15 protein-coding genes are annotated in these 14775 nt (G+C 60.8%); 3 read left to right on the top strand and 12 right to left on the bottom strand.

Annotated elements, in window-relative coordinates; translation table 11 throughout:
• Positions 1 to 194: 194 nt before the first annotated feature.
• The 6 genes from RYC18_RS14720 to bioB form a co-directional block, all read right to left on the bottom strand.
• Positions 195 to 491 (bottom strand): hypothetical protein, encoded by a 297-nt coding sequence (locus RYC18_RS14720; protein ID WP_004654758.1) that lies wholly within the window; start codon positions 489 to 491, stop codon positions 195 to 197.
• A 154-nt stretch (positions 492 to 645) separates the two neighbouring features.
• Positions 646 to 1326 (bottom strand): dethiobiotin synthase, encoded by a 681-nt coding sequence (gene bioD / locus RYC18_RS14715; RefSeq protein WP_005744043.1) that lies wholly within the window; start codon positions 1324 to 1326, stop codon positions 646 to 648.
• Between the two features lie 30 nt (positions 1327 to 1356).
• Positions 1357 to 2166 carry a malonyl-ACP O-methyltransferase BioC gene (gene bioC, locus RYC18_RS14710; RefSeq protein WP_046835287.1) on the bottom strand — a complete coding sequence of 270 codons (810 nt, stop codon included), beginning with the start codon at positions 2164 to 2166 and terminating at the stop codon, positions 1357 to 1359.
• Positions 2159 to 2890, bottom strand: coding sequence for an alpha/beta fold hydrolase (locus RYC18_RS14705; RefSeq protein WP_005735068.1), 732 nt, complete (start codon positions 2888 to 2890; stop codon positions 2159 to 2161). Before RYC18_RS14705 ends, bioC begins: the two co-directional genes overlap by 8 nt.
• Positions 2883 to 4073 (bottom strand): 8-amino-7-oxononanoate synthase, encoded by a 1191-nt coding sequence (bioF, locus tag RYC18_RS14700; protein ID WP_004663402.1) that lies wholly within the window; start codon positions 4071 to 4073, stop codon positions 2883 to 2885. The genes RYC18_RS14705 and bioF overlap by 8 nt, the downstream gene beginning before the upstream one ends.
• A gap of 64 nt (positions 4074 to 4137) precedes the next feature.
• A complete protein-coding gene (gene bioB / locus RYC18_RS14695) occupies positions 4138 to 5196 on the bottom strand; it encodes a biotin synthase BioB (RefSeq protein ID WP_002555574.1) in 1059 nt (352 codons plus the stop codon).
• An 89-nt stretch (positions 5197 to 5285) separates the two neighbouring features.
• Between bioB and RYC18_RS14690 the strand changes: the two genes are divergently transcribed.
• The 3 genes from RYC18_RS14690 to RYC18_RS14680 all read left to right on the top strand — a co-directional run bounded on the left by RYC18_RS14690 (position 5286) and on the right by RYC18_RS14680 (position 8921).
• On the top strand, positions 5286 to 6020 hold the full coding sequence (locus RYC18_RS14690; RefSeq protein WP_005744046.1) for a ComF family protein: 735 nt from the start codon (positions 5286 to 5288) through the stop codon (positions 6018 to 6020).
• Between the two features lie 138 nt (positions 6021 to 6158).
• Positions 6159 to 6923: a TOBE domain-containing protein gene (locus RYC18_RS14685; protein ID WP_005744047.1), complete on the top strand. Its 765-nt coding sequence runs from the start codon at positions 6159 to 6161 to the stop codon at positions 6921 to 6923.
• 81 nt (positions 6924 to 7004) lie between these two features.
• The gene (locus RYC18_RS14680) at positions 7005 to 8921 is read left to right on the top strand and encodes a PhoX family protein (protein ID WP_005735064.1); all 1917 of its coding nucleotides are present in this window, start codon (positions 7005 to 7007) and stop codon (positions 8919 to 8921) included.
• Positions 8922 to 9193: 272 nt separating this feature from the next.
• On the opposite strand, the gene RYC18_RS14675 is transcribed toward RYC18_RS14680, so the two are convergent.
• Genes RYC18_RS14675 through RYC18_RS14650 form a run of 6 tightly spaced genes read right to left on the bottom strand, consistent with a single transcriptional unit; the run spans position 9194 to position 14744 of the window.
• A complete protein-coding gene (locus tag RYC18_RS14675; protein WP_005744049.1) occupies positions 9194 to 10027 on the bottom strand; it encodes a phosphodiesterase in 834 nt (277 codons plus the stop codon).
• A 24-nt stretch (positions 10028 to 10051) separates the two neighbouring features.
• Positions 10052 to 11083, bottom strand: a complete 1032-nt coding sequence (locus RYC18_RS14670; RefSeq protein ID WP_057413048.1) for an ABC transporter ATP-binding protein — start codon at positions 11081 to 11083, stop codon at positions 10052 to 10054.
• A complete protein-coding gene (locus RYC18_RS14665) occupies positions 11080 to 11874 on the bottom strand; it encodes an ABC transporter permease (RefSeq protein ID WP_002555581.1) in 795 nt (264 codons plus the stop codon). Before RYC18_RS14665 ends, RYC18_RS14670 begins: the two co-directional genes overlap by 4 nt.
• A complete protein-coding gene (locus RYC18_RS14660; RefSeq protein WP_316886405.1) occupies positions 11871 to 12740 on the bottom strand; it encodes an ABC transporter permease in 870 nt (289 codons plus the stop codon). The genes RYC18_RS14665 and RYC18_RS14660 overlap by 4 nt, the downstream gene beginning before the upstream one ends.
• Positions 12740 to 13741 carry an ABC transporter substrate-binding protein gene (locus tag RYC18_RS14655; protein ID WP_005735060.1) on the bottom strand — a complete coding sequence of 334 codons (1002 nt, stop codon included), beginning with the start codon at positions 13739 to 13741 and terminating at the stop codon, positions 12740 to 12742. The genes RYC18_RS14660 and RYC18_RS14655 overlap by 1 nt, the downstream gene beginning before the upstream one ends.
• Positions 13725 to 14744, bottom strand: a complete 1020-nt coding sequence (locus RYC18_RS14650; RefSeq protein ID WP_005744054.1) for a substrate-binding domain-containing protein — start codon at positions 14742 to 14744, stop codon at positions 13725 to 13727. The genes RYC18_RS14655 and RYC18_RS14650 overlap by 17 nt, the downstream gene beginning before the upstream one ends.
• Positions 14745 to 14775 lie beyond the last annotated feature (31 nt).

Genomic DNA, 14775 nt, shown 5'->3' with positions numbered 1-14775 from the left:
ACCATTCGTCCACCCTGCTCTACAGACCGCGCAAGCAAAGGGATCAGGCGCAGGAAAAACGTAAGCGCAAGTTTAGTAGAGGCGGAAGGTGTTACGGGGGCGATACAGGAGGGTGATGGCAGGCAATTCAGCAAACGACGCCGTGCAGGTGTGGCACGGCGTGGGCGTTACACGAAGCTTTAGAACACAGGATGTTAAGCGTAAGTGTCGATCAGAGTGCCAAGCGCTTCGTCGCTGGCCTTTTGAACCGCAACCCCGGCTTCGACCTGACTCTTGCCGGCGTTGAGCTCGACAATATTGGCAGACAGGTCAGAACGCTGGCTGCGGTCGACGGAACGCAGGTTTTCGAGCTGAAAGTCGGAAGACTGACTTCTGCCCGACACTTCGATATTGGAGCTGGCGATCTGGGTGGCCGCCTGATCCACACGACCTTGCCCGACCTGCATAGCGCTCAGGCCCGGATAAAGGGTGTTGTTCATGGTGATTTGCATAAGCCGATCCTCAGTTCAAAAAACGAACACGTGCCATTGAACCAGCATTTGCGCAGAAATACTCGACAAATAGACTAATGGCACTAGGCCGCATGATAGCCTGACTCTTGAAAAAACCAAAACAACGTTGCCTGTCAGCAAGATAGCGACGCTGTCAGCGCAGTTGCCCTAATTCAAGGTATTGCGCCACATTTCCGGCGCTCGCCTCGTTCAATCGTGGCACGCGTCCAAGACAGGGTGCAGGCAGACGCTCGACCAGCGTGGCGAGGTTTTCCTCCAGCCGCGAGGTGTTTGCGTCTATGACGTTGGCCACCCAGCCTGCCAGGTGCAGACCGTCCCGGGCGATGGCTTCGGCAGTCAGCAGCGCATGATTGATACAGCCCAGACGCACGCCCACCACCAGAATGATCGGCAGATCCAGCGCAATGGCCAGATCGGACAGGTTGCTCTGCCCGGCCAAGGGCACGCGCCAGCCGCCAGCGCCTTCGATCAAGGTGAAGTCGGCCTGTTTATCCAGAATATGCTGCATCGGCTTCAGCAACGAGTCGACCGTCAACACGACACCTGCCTCGCGCGCGGCCAGATGCGGCGCAATGGCCGGTTCGAAAGCCAGCGGATTGACTTCATCGTAATCCAGCTCGACAGAGCACTCGGCCTGTAACGCCAGCGCGTCGGAATTGCGCAGTCCCTGTGCAGTCACTACGCAGCCGGACGCCACAGGCTTGCCCGCCGCGGTGCTCAAGCCCTTCAAGCGGGCGGCATGCAGCAAACCGGCAGCTACCGTGGTCTTGCCAGCATCGGTATCGGTTCCGGTGATGAAATAAGCAGCGCTCATCTCGGTAATCTTCCTTATGACGTGGAGCCGTCAGGCTTTTTCAAGCACCGCGTACACCACTTGATAGGTAGCGGGCAGACCGGCTTCCTGACGGAAGGCTTCGTAGGCCTGAACCATGCCCTTGATCCGCTCGCGTCCGGTCAGGCCACTGGGCCGCCCAGGGTTGAGGTTGTGCGCCCCGAGCGCTTTCAGCTCATGCGTCAGGCTGCGCACATCGGGGTAATGCAACACCTGCGGGCACACATCCAGGCTGCGCACCTGTAAACCGCTGGCAGCGCACAACTGACGATAATCATCCTCGTGACGAAAGCGGTTTACATGAACCTGGCCGTCGACTGCCTGCCAGCTGTCGCGCAACTCGTACAACGTGCCGACGCACAGGCTGGCGAAGGCAAACACACCGCCTGGTTGCAATACCCGGTGAGCCTCACGGAGCACCGCGGCGAAATCCGCACACCACTGCACAGCGAGGCTGGAGAAAATCAGCCCGCAACTCTGATCACGCAGTGGCAGGTGCTCGGCATCACCTGCCACAAAGTGCTGTGCACCGCCCAATGGCTGCGCATGGCGCAACATGCCTTCGGCGATATCCAGCGCGATGCCTTCGCTGCTACTGAAAACCTGATCCAGTGCCCGGCTGAAATAGCCAGTGCCGCTCCCCAGATCCAGCCAGCGAACCGGACTGAACTGCGCAGGCAGACGCGACAGCAGCTCGCTGCCGACGCTGCGCTGTAGTTCGGCCACGCTGTCATAGCTGCCCGCGGCCCGGGAAAAAGACGCGGCGACCTGCCGTTTGTCCGGCAGGACAGAGGGCGGTTTGGGCATAGAAAGATCAGTCATCGTCCAACTCGTGCAGAAAGGCATGAATCGCAGCGGCTACTCCGTGGGGGTTTTCCACAAGGAATGCATGGCTGGCCTGTTCGATCAGACCGACCTCGACATCCGGCAACAAGGCCAGTAGATCACTTGCTGCTTCAGCCGGCACGAACGCATCAAGTCCGGCAAACAGGTGCAGTTGCGGGCCGCGATAGGTTTGCAGCGCGCTACGTGTATCGAGTTGCTGGAGTATCTTCAGCCCATCGACCAAAGCAGTTTTGGAGCTGTGCGGCGCGCCAGCCTTGAGTAACCGGGCGAGACCGCGTGAGTCTACTGCGCCTTGAGTGCATAACAGGCTGAAACGCTTGAGGGTCGCGTCATGGTCAGCGGAACAGCCGGCCAGAAACGCATCGAAATCCTGCGCGGGCATCGCATTCGGCCACGCGCCCTGGGTGACGAAACAGGCATTACTGGCCAGGGTCAGCAGCCCGCAGCAACCTTCGCCACGCCGTGCTGCCAGCTCGGCGGCGAGCATGCCGCCCAGCGACCAGCCGCCCAGCCAGGCGTTATCCGGCAGGTTGGCGTCCAGCTCGTCGAGCCAGTCAGGCAGGTCGCAGCTGTCGATATCCGGCAACGGTTCGATTTCGACCCGCAGGTGCTCGTCAAGCCCGCGCAACGCGGCGGCAAGCGGCTCCAGCGGCGAAACGCCCAGACCCCAGCCCGGCAGTAGAATCAAACGATCACGCATGGACGGGCTCCGTGGATTCACTTGCATCCAGCAGCGGGTAGCACTGCTCCAGAGCCTCTAATAATAGCTGTACGTCGGCCTTGCTGTGCGCGGCAGACAACGTTACGCGCAATCGGGCACTGCCAGCAGGCACGGTCGGCGGACGAATCGCCGTCACCAGCAAGCCACGCTCACGTAGCAACTGCGACAGACGCAGAGCCCGTCCGGCATCGCCGATCAGGATTGGCTGGATCGGCGTAAAGCTGTCCATCAATTGCAGGCCGATCTGCTCGGCCCCCTGACGAAACTGCTGGATCAGGCTCGCCAGATGCTCGCGACGCCAATGTTCGGTACGCAGCAATTGCAGGCTTTTCAAGGTCGCGCAGGCCAGCGCAGGTGGCTGGCTGGTGGTGTAAATGTAGGGCCGGGCGAACTGAATCAAGGTTTCGATCAGCTCTTCACTGCCGGCCACGAATGCTCCAGAGGTGCCGAACGATTTGCCGAGGGTGCCGACCAGTACCGGCACATCCTCCATGCTCAGGCCGAAGTGCTCGACGATTCCGGCACCGTTTGCACCCAGCGGCCCGAATCCGTGGGCGTCATCCACCATCAGCCAGGCACCCTTGGCCTTCGCAGCCTGCGCCAGCGCAGGCAAGTCAGCGATGTCACCATCCATGCTGAACACACCGTCAGTGACCACCAGCGTATCGCCCACGGATTTCTCCAGGCGGCTCGCCAGGCTGGTCACATCGTTGTGCAGATAGCGCGAGAACCGTGCGCCGCTGAGCAGACCGGCATCCAGCAGCGAGGCATGATTGAGGCGGTCTTCCAGCACCGTATCGCCCTGACCGACCAAGGCTGTCACCGCGCCGAGGTTGGCCATGTAGCCATTGGAGAACAACAGGGCACGAGGACGACCGGTCAGCTCGGCCAACGCTTCTTCCAGTTCGTGGTGCGGCGTGCTGTGGCCGATCACCAGATGCGACGCCCCGCCGCCCACGCCCCAACGCTCGGCACCTGCCTGCCAGGCGGCGATCACTTCCGGATGGTTGGCCAGGCCCATGTAATCGTTGTTGCAGAACGCCAGCAATGGCTGACCATCGACAACCACCTGCGGACCTTGCGGGCTTTGCAGCAATGGGCGCTGACGGTAGAGATGTTCGGCGCGACGGGCGTCGAGGCGCGTGCGGAGATCGAAAGACATGCAGGCCCCGGTCCGAAAGATGGCAGTTCAAAACGGGCCGGAGCAGGCCCGCCCGTTCAAGGGATCAGGCAGAGGCAGCGTCGTAGAACATCGAGCTGCTTTGCTGTTCGACCAGCGCCTGTTCGATGGCAGCCTGATGCACTTCATCAGCATGGCCTTCGCCCGCTTCGGGCTTGATGCCCAGACGCGAGAACAACAGCATGTCCTTGTCGGCTTGCGGGTTGGCGGTGGTCAGCAGCTTGTCGCCATAGAAAATCGAGTTGGCACCGGCGAAGAAGGCCAGCGCCTGCATTTGCTCGTTCATCGCTTCGCGCCCGGCAGACAACCGCACGTGGGATTGCGGCATGAGAATCCGTGCCACCGCGAGCATGCGGATGAAGTCGAACGGGTCGACGTCTTCGGCGTTTTCCAGCGGCGTACCGGCAACCTTGACCAGCATGTTGATCGGCACCGACTCCGGGTGCTCCGGCAGGTTTGCCAGCTGGATCAGCAGCCCGGCGCGGTCGTCGAGGGACTCGCCCATGCCCAGAATGCCGCCCGAGCAGATCTTCATCCCGGCATCGCGCACGTAGGCCAGGGTTTGCAGGCGCTCGCTGTAGGTCCGGGTGGTGATGATGCTGCCGTAGAACTCCGGCGAGGTGTCGAGGTTGTGGTTGTAGTAGTCCAGCCCGGCAGTGGCCAGCGCTTCGGTCTGCTCCTGATCGAGGCGGCCGAGGGTCATGCAGGTTTCCATGCCCATGGCTTTCACGCCTTTGACCATCTCCAGCACGTAAGGCATGTCCTTGGCGGAAGGATGCTTCCAGGCCGCGCCCATGCAGAAACGGGTCGAACCAATGGCTTTGGCACGCGCCGCTTCCTCAAGCACCTTCTGCACTTCCAGCAGTTTTTCTTTCTCAAGACCGGTGTTGTAGTGACCGGACTGCGGACAGTACTTGCAGTCTTCCGGGCAAGCGCCTGTCTTGATCGACAGCAGCGTGGAAACCTGCACACGGTTGGCGTCGAAATGAGCGCGGTGCACCGTTTGCGCCTGAAACAGCAGGTCATTGAATGGCTGTACGAACAGCGCCCTGACCTCGGCTAAAGTCCAGTCGTGACGCAAAGTGGCGGTGGTGCTGGCGCTCATCGGGCGGCTCCTTGGTGTTTCTGGGCAATGCGCGAGGGCGTAAAGGCACCATGCGCTACACGGATGTCGGGCATATTTAAGGAAGAGCCATGCGCTGTCAACCCAGCCGCCAATACGAGGTTTACATCTGGTTAAAAAACAAACAAAACTGTTTGTTATGCGATGAGCGCAGCGAGGTGCCAATGCCTGTCTGCGTGCCGTGCGAAGCCGAGCTGCCATGGCTGGGCAGCCAGTGCGACTGCTGTGCGCTGCCGTTACCCCTCTCCGGCATGAGCTGCGCGCAATGTTGCAAGCGCCCTCCCGGATTTGCGCAGGTCATCGCGCCGTGGCTGTACGACTTCCCGGTGGACAGCCTGATTACCCGATTCAAACATAACGGTAAATGGCCGATGGGGCGCCTGCTGGCCGAACTGTGCGGGCAGTTTCTACAACACCGTTTCGAGGAAGACCTGCCACGACCCGATTACCTGATTCCTGTTCCTCTCGCCAACAAACGCCTGCGCCAGCGCGGCTATAACCAGGCGGCGATGCTGGCCGGGTGGCTGGGTAAACAGTTGCAACTGCCCGTTGACGAACACCATGTGTTGCGCAGCCGGGAGACAGCAGCGCAACAAGGGCTGGACGCCAAGGCACGCAAACGCAACCTGCGCGACGCCTTCACCCTCGTTGATCCCGACTGGGTGCAGGGCAAGCACCTGGCGCTGGTGGACGACGTCCTGACCACCGGTTCGACGGCAGAGGTCATTGCGCGACTCCTGAACAAGGCCGGTGCGCGGCGGGTGGACGTGTATTGCCTGGCGCGCACGCCCAAGCCGGGTGACTAATGGCCCCTGCGCGTCTGGTTTAATATCGTTCCCACGCTCCAGCGTGGTAATGCCTTTCGGGACGCTCCGCGTCCGGTTTCGACGCCATGCGCGAGAGCGATCATACTGCCCTCTCCTACTCGACCATCGCAGATCGCCATGTCGCTACCCACCCCGCTGACGCAACACATGGTCCACCGCCCGCAACGTATCGCGTTGTTGCAGCACATTGCCGAACAGGGCTCGATCACCCGTGCCGCGAAAAGCGCAGGCCTGAGCTACAAGGCAGCATGGGACGCCATTGATGAGCTGAACAATCTGGCGCAAAAGCCGCTGGTAGAACGCAGTGTCGGCGGACGTGGCGGTGGCGGCGCTAAGCTGTCGCTAGAGGGCGAGCGAGTGCTGCGTCTTTATCAGCGGGTGCAGGCATTGCAGGCCCAAGTGCTGGAAGCGGCCGAAGACAGCAGCGACCTTGATCTGCTCAATCGCCTGACCTTGCGTACCAGCGCACGCAATCAGTTGCTGGGGCGGATCGTCAGCATCACCCGTCAGGGACACAACGATCAGATTCGCCTGCAATTGGCTGGCGAGGTGTTCATCGAAGCACAGGTTACCCATGACAGCACCCTGCGTCTGGAGCTGGAAAACGGCACGGAGGTGGTTGCACTGATCAAGGCCGGTTGGCTGGAACTGCATGCAGACAACAGCGAAGAAACAAATGGAAACAATTGCCTGATCGGGCGAATCGATAACGTGACCGACGCTGAAGATGGCCCAAGCGAAGTGCGAATCACACTCCCCGGCGGCCAGACGCTGTGCGCCCTGGCGACACCTGAGCACCTGCATGCACGACAGCTAAAAAGCGGTGCCACGGTGCAGGCAAGATTTGCCGCTTCACTGGTGTTGCTGGGTATACCGATGTAAGCGTCGGCAAGTCATTACCACGACACAATTCCGTCATATGCGCGCACTAAGGTGGCTGCCATATTCGAGGGAGCCGTGATGATGAAACTATTAGAAGAAAATCAAACCACCGATCTGGAAAATCTGGTCGGCACAGACAAGGTCGGACTCACCCGCCGGGGCTTCATCAGCGCAGGTGCCCTGTGCGGCGCAGCGATGTTTCTGGGTGGCAACCTGTTGAGCCGCACGGTTCTCGCGAACAGCGTCAGCGCAGCGTCCGGCACACTGCTGGGCTTCCAGAGCATCCCTGCCGCCACTGCCGACAGCATCAGCCTGCCGCAAGGCTATACCTCATCCGTTCTGATCAGTTGGGGCCACCCTTTACAGGCAGGCGGCCCGGCTTTCGACCCGAGCGGCAAGGGTACGGCCCAGGCTCAGGAAGTGCAGTTCGGCGACAACAACGACGGCATGTGCCTGTTCCCGATGCCAGGCCACAAGGATCGCGCACTGATGGCGATCAACAACGAATACACCAATTACCGCTACCTTTTCGATCACGGCAAAGAGCCGCAATCGGCTGAAGAAGTGCAAAAGGCACTGGCTGCAGAAGGCGTTTCCGTGATCGAAGTGCAACAGCACAATGGTAAGTGGCAGTTCGTTCAGGACTCGCGCTACAACCGTCGCATTCATGGCAACACGCCGATCAGCCTGAGTGGTCCGGCAGCCGGGCACGACTGGCTCAAAACGGATGCCGACAAGACCGGCACTCAGGCGCTCGGCACCTTTCAGAACTGCTCCAGCGGCCAGACGCCGTGGGGCACTTACCTGACCTGCGAAGAGAACTTCACTGATTGCTTCGGCAGCAGCAACGCCGAGCAGAAGTTCGACGCCGGCATGAAGCGTTATGGCGTGGTTGCTGCCAGCAAGGAGATCAACTGGCACCCGCACGACCCACGCTTCGACGTTGCGAAAAACCCCAATGAGGTCAATCGTCATGGCTGGGTGGTCGAGATCGATCCGTTCGACCCCAAGTCCACACCGGTCAAACGCACTGCACTCGGTCGCTTCAAGCATGAGAACGCGGCGTTCACCCAAACCAAGGGTGGCCGCGCCGTGGTGTACATGGGCGACGACGAGCGTGGCGAGTTCATCTACAAGTTCATCAGCCGCGACAAGATCGATCACCAGAACCCCAAAGCCAACCGTAACCTGCTCGACCACGGCACCTTGTACGTGGCGCAGTTCGATGCAGGCGACAGCAATCCGGATCATCCGAAAGGCAAGGGCCAGTGGGTCGAACTGACTCATGGCAAGAATGGCCTGGACGCGGCTGCCGGTTTCAACAATCAGGCAGAAGTGCTGATTCATGCGCGCCTGGCAGCCAGCGTTGTAAAAGCCACGCGCATGGACCGCCCGGAGTGGATCGTGGTCAGTCCCAAGGACGGTCAGGTCTATTGCACGTTGACCAATAACGTCAAACGCGGCGAAGAGGGTCAGCCTGTAGGCGGGCCGAATCCACGCGCCAAGAACCAGTACGGGCAGATCCTGCGCTGGAGCGAAGAAGGCAGCAATCCTTCAGCGATGACCTTCGACTGGGACCTGTTCGTGGTCGCGGGTAACCCGACTGTGCATGCCGGTACACCGCAGGCCGGGTCGAGCAATATCAACGCGCAGAACATGTTCAACAGCCCCGACGGCCTGAGCTTTGATGAAGCCGGCAGACTGTGGATTCAGACCGATGGCGACTCCAGCAACAAGGGTGACTTCGCGGGCATGGGCAACAACCAGATGCTCTGCGCCGATCCTGCCAGCGGCGAAATTCGTCGCTTTCTGGTCGGGCCGATTGGTTGCGAAATCACCGGCATCAGCTTTGCGCCGGACTATAAAACCATGTTCATCGGCATCCAGCATCCCGGTGAAAACGGTGGTTCCACGTTCCCCGAGCATTTGCCAAACGGCAAACCGCGCTCATCGGTGATGGTGATTACCCGCGAAGATGGCGGCGTTATCGGCGCCTGATCGGCAATCAGGAAGAGGACGCAGATCGCTCATCGTTATATAAAGGTCTGCTATTGATTCTGGCCGGAGGCCGTGGGAGCGAACTTGTTCGCGAAGAGGGCTGTATGATCGTCGAAAATGCATCGACTGAAACACCGTCTTCGTGAGCAAGCTCACTCCCACAATGATCTTTACTCCGCCTGATACTGCGCGTCGAGCCCCGCTTTCCGGGCTCATCAAGACTTGAGTATCACGCCGGGCGCAGAGCCTGGGAGCGATGAGCAATCAATCAATCAATCAATCAACCCGTTCACATCGTAGAACGGGTATGGCCCTTCATAGCCGCCGAACACGGCGTTATGACTGACAAACCCCTGTTCCGAATGCCAGCGGTGCAGCACGTAGCCTGCCGGTTCCAGGTTGAAATGGGCAGGCGCGGCTTCGTCGAGGTCCAGCACGATCTGGTGTGAGGTGCCAGGGCAGATGCTTGCCACGCTGCCACCAAAACGCCGCTGCATGGGGCGATGCAAATGCCCGCACAACAAACGCTCCACTTGCGGATGCTGGGCAATCACACGCTCCAGCGCCGACGCGTTGCCGAAGGGTTCGCGGTCCATGTGCCCTATGCCGGTAATGAACGGCGGATGGTGCAGGATGATCACCGTCGGTACATAAGGACGACGTGACAGCTGCGCGTGCAACCAGTCCAACTGACCGTAATCCAACCGCCCGCCATGCTCGCCGGGAATGGTCGTGTCCATGCCGATCAGACGTACCGGGTATTTCTCCACCACCCAGTCCAGAGGTCCGCTGGCCGACAATGGCAGGTACACCTGTTCGGCAAACGCCGCCAACAGGTTGTGCCGATCATCATGATTGCCGGGCACCAGATAGAACGGCATGTGCAGGCGTTCCAGCTCAGGCTTGAGCACGGCGTATTCGTCCTCACGCCCGAAGTCGACCAGATCACCACTGATCACCACAATGTCAGGACGCTGCTTGCTGGCGTTGATGTGTTCGACTGCGCGGCGCAATGCACTCAGTGTATCGACCACGCCATAGGTCAGACGGCCGTCGGCTTTGAGGTGCAAGTCACTGATCTGGGCAATAAGAAACGGACGATTCAAAATAAGCTCTCTACGGAAACGATGTTACGAATGCAGGGTGAACAGCGCCTGCGGCTCGACACTCAGGGCGATGGCAGCGTTGGCGGCGTGAATAACGTTGTCGGTGCTGTCCACCAACAGCGGCTGCGGACCTCCGACATCGACCAGCAAACGGCTTTGCGCACCCTGAAAAAACTGCCCGACCAAGCGACCCTGAAGGTGCCCGCGTTCCGGCATCAGGCGCAGATGTTCCGGGCGGCAATACACCGTGCCCGGCAGATCAGCGCCGTTCCATGGCAGCTCGCCGCCGCTCACCTTGAGGCCTGACGGGGTGCGCTCGACCACGCTGAACGCATTCAGATTGCCGACAAACCCGGCGACGAACGCATTGGCAGGTTGTTGATAGATTTCCCTCGGCGTCGCCAATTGCGAGACGCAGCCTTTTTCCATGACCAGAATCCGGTCGCCCAGGGCCATGGCTTCGCCCTGATCGTGGGTGACGAACACCGAGGTGATGCCCAACCCACGCAACAACTGATCGAGCTCGCTGCGCAAGCGCTCACGCAACTGCGCATCCAGTGCCGCCAGCGGCTCGTCGAGCAGCAGCACCCGCGGACGCGGTGCCAGAGCCCTGGCCAGCGCGACCCGTTGACGCTGACCACCAGAAAGCTCGTTGACACGACGATTACCGTGACCGGTCAGGCCAACCAGTTCCAGCAACTCATCGCAGCGCTTGCTTCGTTCGGCAGGCGACAGGCCGCGAATCTTCAGGCCGTAAACAATGTTCCCGGCGACGTCTAGATTCGGGAACAGCGCGTAGTTCTGAAACACCATCCCGACGTCACGCCGCTCGATAGGCAGGCGCGTAACGTCCTGATCATCGAACAACACCTGACCGACGTCCGGACGTTCAAGCCCGGCGATCAGACGCAAGGTGGTGGTCTTGCCGCAACCGGACGGACCGAGAATCGCCAGCGTTTCGCCAGGCTCGATGGTCAAGTGCAGATCCTGTACAGCAACGGTGCCGTCGGCAAAAGCCTTGCGGCAGCCTTTCAGGCGAATGGTAGTTCCGCTCATCGGCTCTCTCCACGGGCAAGACGCGCACTGATGGCCTGCAACGCAATCAGCAGCGGCACAATCAGCAACAGAAAAAGAAGGGTGTAGGCGCTGGCGACTTCCAGTCGGGCTGAGGCGTAGCTGTCGGCCAGACCGACCGGCAGGGTCTTGGTCATCGGCGTGTGCAGCATCCAGGTCAGGTTGAACTCACCCAGCGACAGGGTCACGACCATCAGCACACCGGCCAGAATTCCGGCGCGGCAATTGGGCACCACCACGCTGAAAAAGCGCTTGATCGGCCCGGCGCCCAGACTGGCGGCAGCCTCTTCAAGAACCGGCAGTTGCTGACGCTGCATGACCGCCATGACCGGGCGCACCAGAAACGGCAACGTGAACAACACATGGCCCACCAGAATGAACAGCCAACTGCTGCGAAAGCTGCCGAACTGGCCGTAGGTCAGCAGCAACGCCAGGGCGCTGGCCAGGCCGGGCATGGCGACGGGGAGGACCATCAGTTCTTCAAAGGCCCGGCTGAAGCGATTGTTCATGCGCACCAGCGCATACGCCGCCGGAACGCCGACCAGGCATACGCAGATCGCACAGGCCACAGCCAGTTGCAGCGACAACCAGACAGTCGGTGAATAGGCTTGCCAGACCTGCACCAGCCAGTCGAATGTCAAACCGCTCGACAGGCCCAGAAAATAATTGCGGGTCAGCCCGGCAAGCAGCGAAAGCACTACCGGGACCAGCATGAACGCACAAACCAGTAACGTGAATGCCAGTTGCGCAGCAAACAATGGAGAACGTTTCAAAGGGCAACCCCTGATGTCCCGACCATGCGACGGGCCAGCAACAGCACTGCCCATGTCACTAGCCCGAGGATCACCGACAGCGCGGCGGCTGCGGTGAAGTTGGCGTAATTGGTGAACACGTTGTAGATCGCCACCGGCGTGACGTTCAGGCGCGTACCAAGCGTAAATGCCGTACCGAATGCGCCCATCGACGTGGCGAAGCAAATCGCACCGCAGGACACCAGCGCGGGTGCCAGCCCCGAAACGATCACATCGCACACCACCCGCCAATGACCCGCACCCAGCGAATGCGCAGCTTCTTCAAGGCTGCGGTCCAGGCTTTCGCAAGCGGCCATGACAGTGAGGATCACGCGCGGAATCGAGAAATACAGGTAGCCAATGAACAAACCGGTCAGCGAATAGGCGAATATCCAGCGTTCGCCAGCCAGCTCCAGCCCGAGTGCCGCGAAGATGCCTTGGCGACCGGCCAGCAGAATCACCAGAAAGCCGACCACTACGCCAGGAAACGCCAGCGGAAAGGTCAGCAACGCCACCAGCGCAGAGCGTCCGAAAAACTGGTTACGGGCCAGAAACACACCGCTGATACCGCCGACCAGCAACGCCGCAAGCGTGACCACCAGTGCCAGCAGACAGGTCTGCGCCAGGCTGCCGAGGTATTGAGCACTGCTCAACACCTGCCAGTAACCGCTGCCGTTGCCGTCAGAACCTTGTGCGCCGAGCAGGATCAGGTGGGTCAGCGGCAGCAGCCAGAATGCCAGCAACACCGCCAGCGCCGGAGCAAGTGCCACCGCAGCGGTCGGGCGCAGCCGCAGCTTCATAAATCCGCCCTTGTGCAGAGCCAGCGCGTGTCCCGGCGAGGCTGACATTACTTCACCTCACGCAGATAACGGGCAGCAAAGGCTTCCTGCACGGCAGCCATGTGCTGGTAATCCACCACACCGGCACGAGCGTAATCGCTGTCGGGCAGGAACTGCGCGGCCACGTCGGCAGGCATCTTCGAGCGCACTGGACGCAAATAAGCCTTGGCCCACAGCGCCTGGCCCTCGTCAGACAGGACGAAATCCAGCACCTTCTCGGCATTGGCGCGGTGCGGTGCCTTGGCAACCATGCTCATCACGTACGGCACGCCAATGGTGCCTTCCTTGGGAATCACGAAAGCGACGTTGGCCTTGTCCTTGTAGCGAGCGCGATAGGCGTTGAAGTCGTAGTCGACCAGAATCGGCAGTTCACCGGACAGTACGCGTGCATAAGCGGTTTGCTTGGGCACGATGGGCGAGTTCTTCGCCAGCTTCTGGAAGTAGTCGATGGCCGGGCCGAAGTTGTCCAGTGTGCCGCCCATGGCCTGATTGATCGCAACGGCGGACACGTACCCGACGAATGCACTGGAGGGGTCGAGGTAGCCGACCATGCCCTTGTATTCGGGCTTGAGCAGATCCGCCCAGCTTTGCGGCACCGGCAGACCGCCCAGTGCGTCGACATTGACCATGATGCCCAGCGTGCCGGAATGAATGGCGAACCAGTGCCCTTCAGGGTCCTTCAGGCCTGCGGGAATGTCGTCCCAGTGCTTGGGTTTGTAGGTATCGACCACACCGGCCTTTTGCGCTTGCAGGCCGAAGGTCACGCCGTAATACACCACGTCTGCGACCGGCGCGGCCTGCTCGGCGACGATCTGCGCCAGCGCCTGCCCCGAGTTCTTGTTGTCCAGCGGCACTTGTACACCAGTGCTGTCGGCAATGGCCTTGAGCTGCGTGCCCCAGTCAGCCCACTCAGGCGGGCAGTTGTAGCAGATGGCGGTTTCGGCGGCCTGGGCGAGGCTGGCCGCACCACATAACAGCAGTGCCGCGAGGGTTTTACTGAGGCTGAGCATGAAGCATCTCCTGGTAGGGCTGGGTGCTTTCGCCGGGCCGGATATGGCACGGCAGACAATGAGAAACCGGTGCCGCGCCGGCAATCCGCGACAGCAACTGGTCGATGACGATGTGCGCCAGTTCGGTAATCGGCTGAACCACACTGCACAGCGTCGGGTGCATCTGCGTGCCCAACGTGATGCCGTCGAAGCCGATGACCGAAAGACGCTCGGGAACACCCCAACCATTGCGGCGTAATTCGGCGATCAGGCTGATAGCCAATAGATCGTTGGAACAGACCAGCGCGCTTGGCGCAGTCGGACCACGTAACAACGGTTCGAGCGCGGCGAAGTCGGCGTTGGTATGGGCAGGCATTTCAATCACCGGGCGCGCCTCAAGCCCACCCTCGTTCATGGCATCGCGATAGCCTTCGTAACGCAGGCGGGCGCGGTCGGACTGCATGACCGGGCCTGCGACCATCGCAATACGCCGATGGCCGGCGTTGATCAGATACCGCGTCGCCAGCGCCATGCCTGCGCGGTTATCCACAGACACAGCGCTGTACTCCTCATTGTCGGTCTGGTGATAGGCCAGCACGAACGGCGTGTCCTCGATGGCCAGGCTCTCCAGCACACGGTTGTGCTCGGCGTCGGTTACGGTCAGCACCAGCCCGTCGACCCGCTGGCGCAGCAGTTCCTCAACAACGGCGCTTTCACGCTCGGCGCTGTAGTCGGTGGTCGCCAACAACAGGTTGTAGCCCCGTGCCCGCGCCGCCCGTTCCATAGCCTGAAACTGCTCGGCGAACACCGGGTTGAGCAGGTTTGGCACGATGACGCCAATCAGATTGGTGGTTTGCAGACGTAACTGTCTGCCCAACCGATTGGGGCGAAAGCCCAGCTCACGAGCAGCGACGAATACTCGCTCGCGGGTCTCGGCGCGCACCACCTCAGGGCTTGCGAAGACGCGTGCAGCAGTCGCCCGGGAAACCCCGGCCAGTCGTGCAACTTCTTTCAAATCAGTCATGGTCGCTCGCTTGAGATCGATCTCATTGGCG

Source organism: Pseudomonas syringae group sp. 247E2, from assembly GCF_032587795.1.
Classification (GTDB): domain Bacteria; phylum Pseudomonadota; class Gammaproteobacteria; order Pseudomonadales; family Pseudomonadaceae; genus Aquipseudomonas; species Aquipseudomonas amygdali.
This window is presented reverse-complemented; position numbering and strand designations above follow the sequence as displayed.

Coding starts and splice junctions, on each gene's coding strand:
- RYC18_RS14655 (WP_005735060.1), bottom strand. CDS start 13,741: ATGCTCAGCCTCAGTAAAACCCTCGCGGCACTGCTGTTATGTGGTGCG.
- RYC18_RS14690 (WP_005744046.1), top strand. CDS start 5,286: ATGCGCTGTCAACCCAGCCGCCAATACGAGGTTTACATCTGGTTAAAA.
- RYC18_RS14670 (WP_057413048.1), bottom strand. CDS start 11,083: ATGAGCGGAACTACCATTCGCCTGAAAGGCTGCCGCAAGGCTTTTGCC.
- RYC18_RS14680 (WP_005735064.1), top strand. CDS start 7,005: ATGAAACTATTAGAAGAAAATCAAACCACCGATCTGGAAAATCTGGTC.
- bioC (WP_046835287.1), bottom strand. CDS start 2,166: ATGACTGATCTTTCTATGCCCAAACCGCCCTCTGTCCTGCCGGACAAA.
- bioB (WP_002555574.1), bottom strand. CDS start 5,196: ATGAGCGCCAGCACCACCGCCACTTTGCGTCACGACTGGACTTTAGCC.
- RYC18_RS14705 (WP_005735068.1), bottom strand. CDS start 2,890: ATGCGTGATCGTTTGATTCTACTGCCGGGCTGGGGTCTGGGCGTTTCG.
- bioD (WP_005744043.1), bottom strand. CDS start 1,326: ATGAGCGCTGCTTATTTCATCACCGGAACCGATACCGATGCTGGCAAG.
- RYC18_RS14685 (WP_005744047.1), top strand. CDS start 6,159: ATGTCGCTACCCACCCCGCTGACGCAACACATGGTCCACCGCCCGCAA.
- RYC18_RS14650 (WP_005744054.1), bottom strand. CDS start 14,744: ATGACTGATTTGAAAGAAGTTGCACGACTGGCCGGGGTTTCCCGGGCG.
- RYC18_RS14660 (WP_316886405.1), bottom strand. CDS start 12,740: ATGTCAGCCTCGCCGGGACACGCGCTGGCTCTGCACAAGGGCGGATTT.
- RYC18_RS14720 (WP_004654758.1), bottom strand. CDS start 491: ATGCAAATCACCATGAACAACACCCTTTATCCGGGCCTGAGCGCTATG.
- bioF (WP_004663402.1), bottom strand. CDS start 4,073: ATGTCTTTCGATCTCCGCACGCGCCTCGACGCCCGTCGCGCCGAACAT.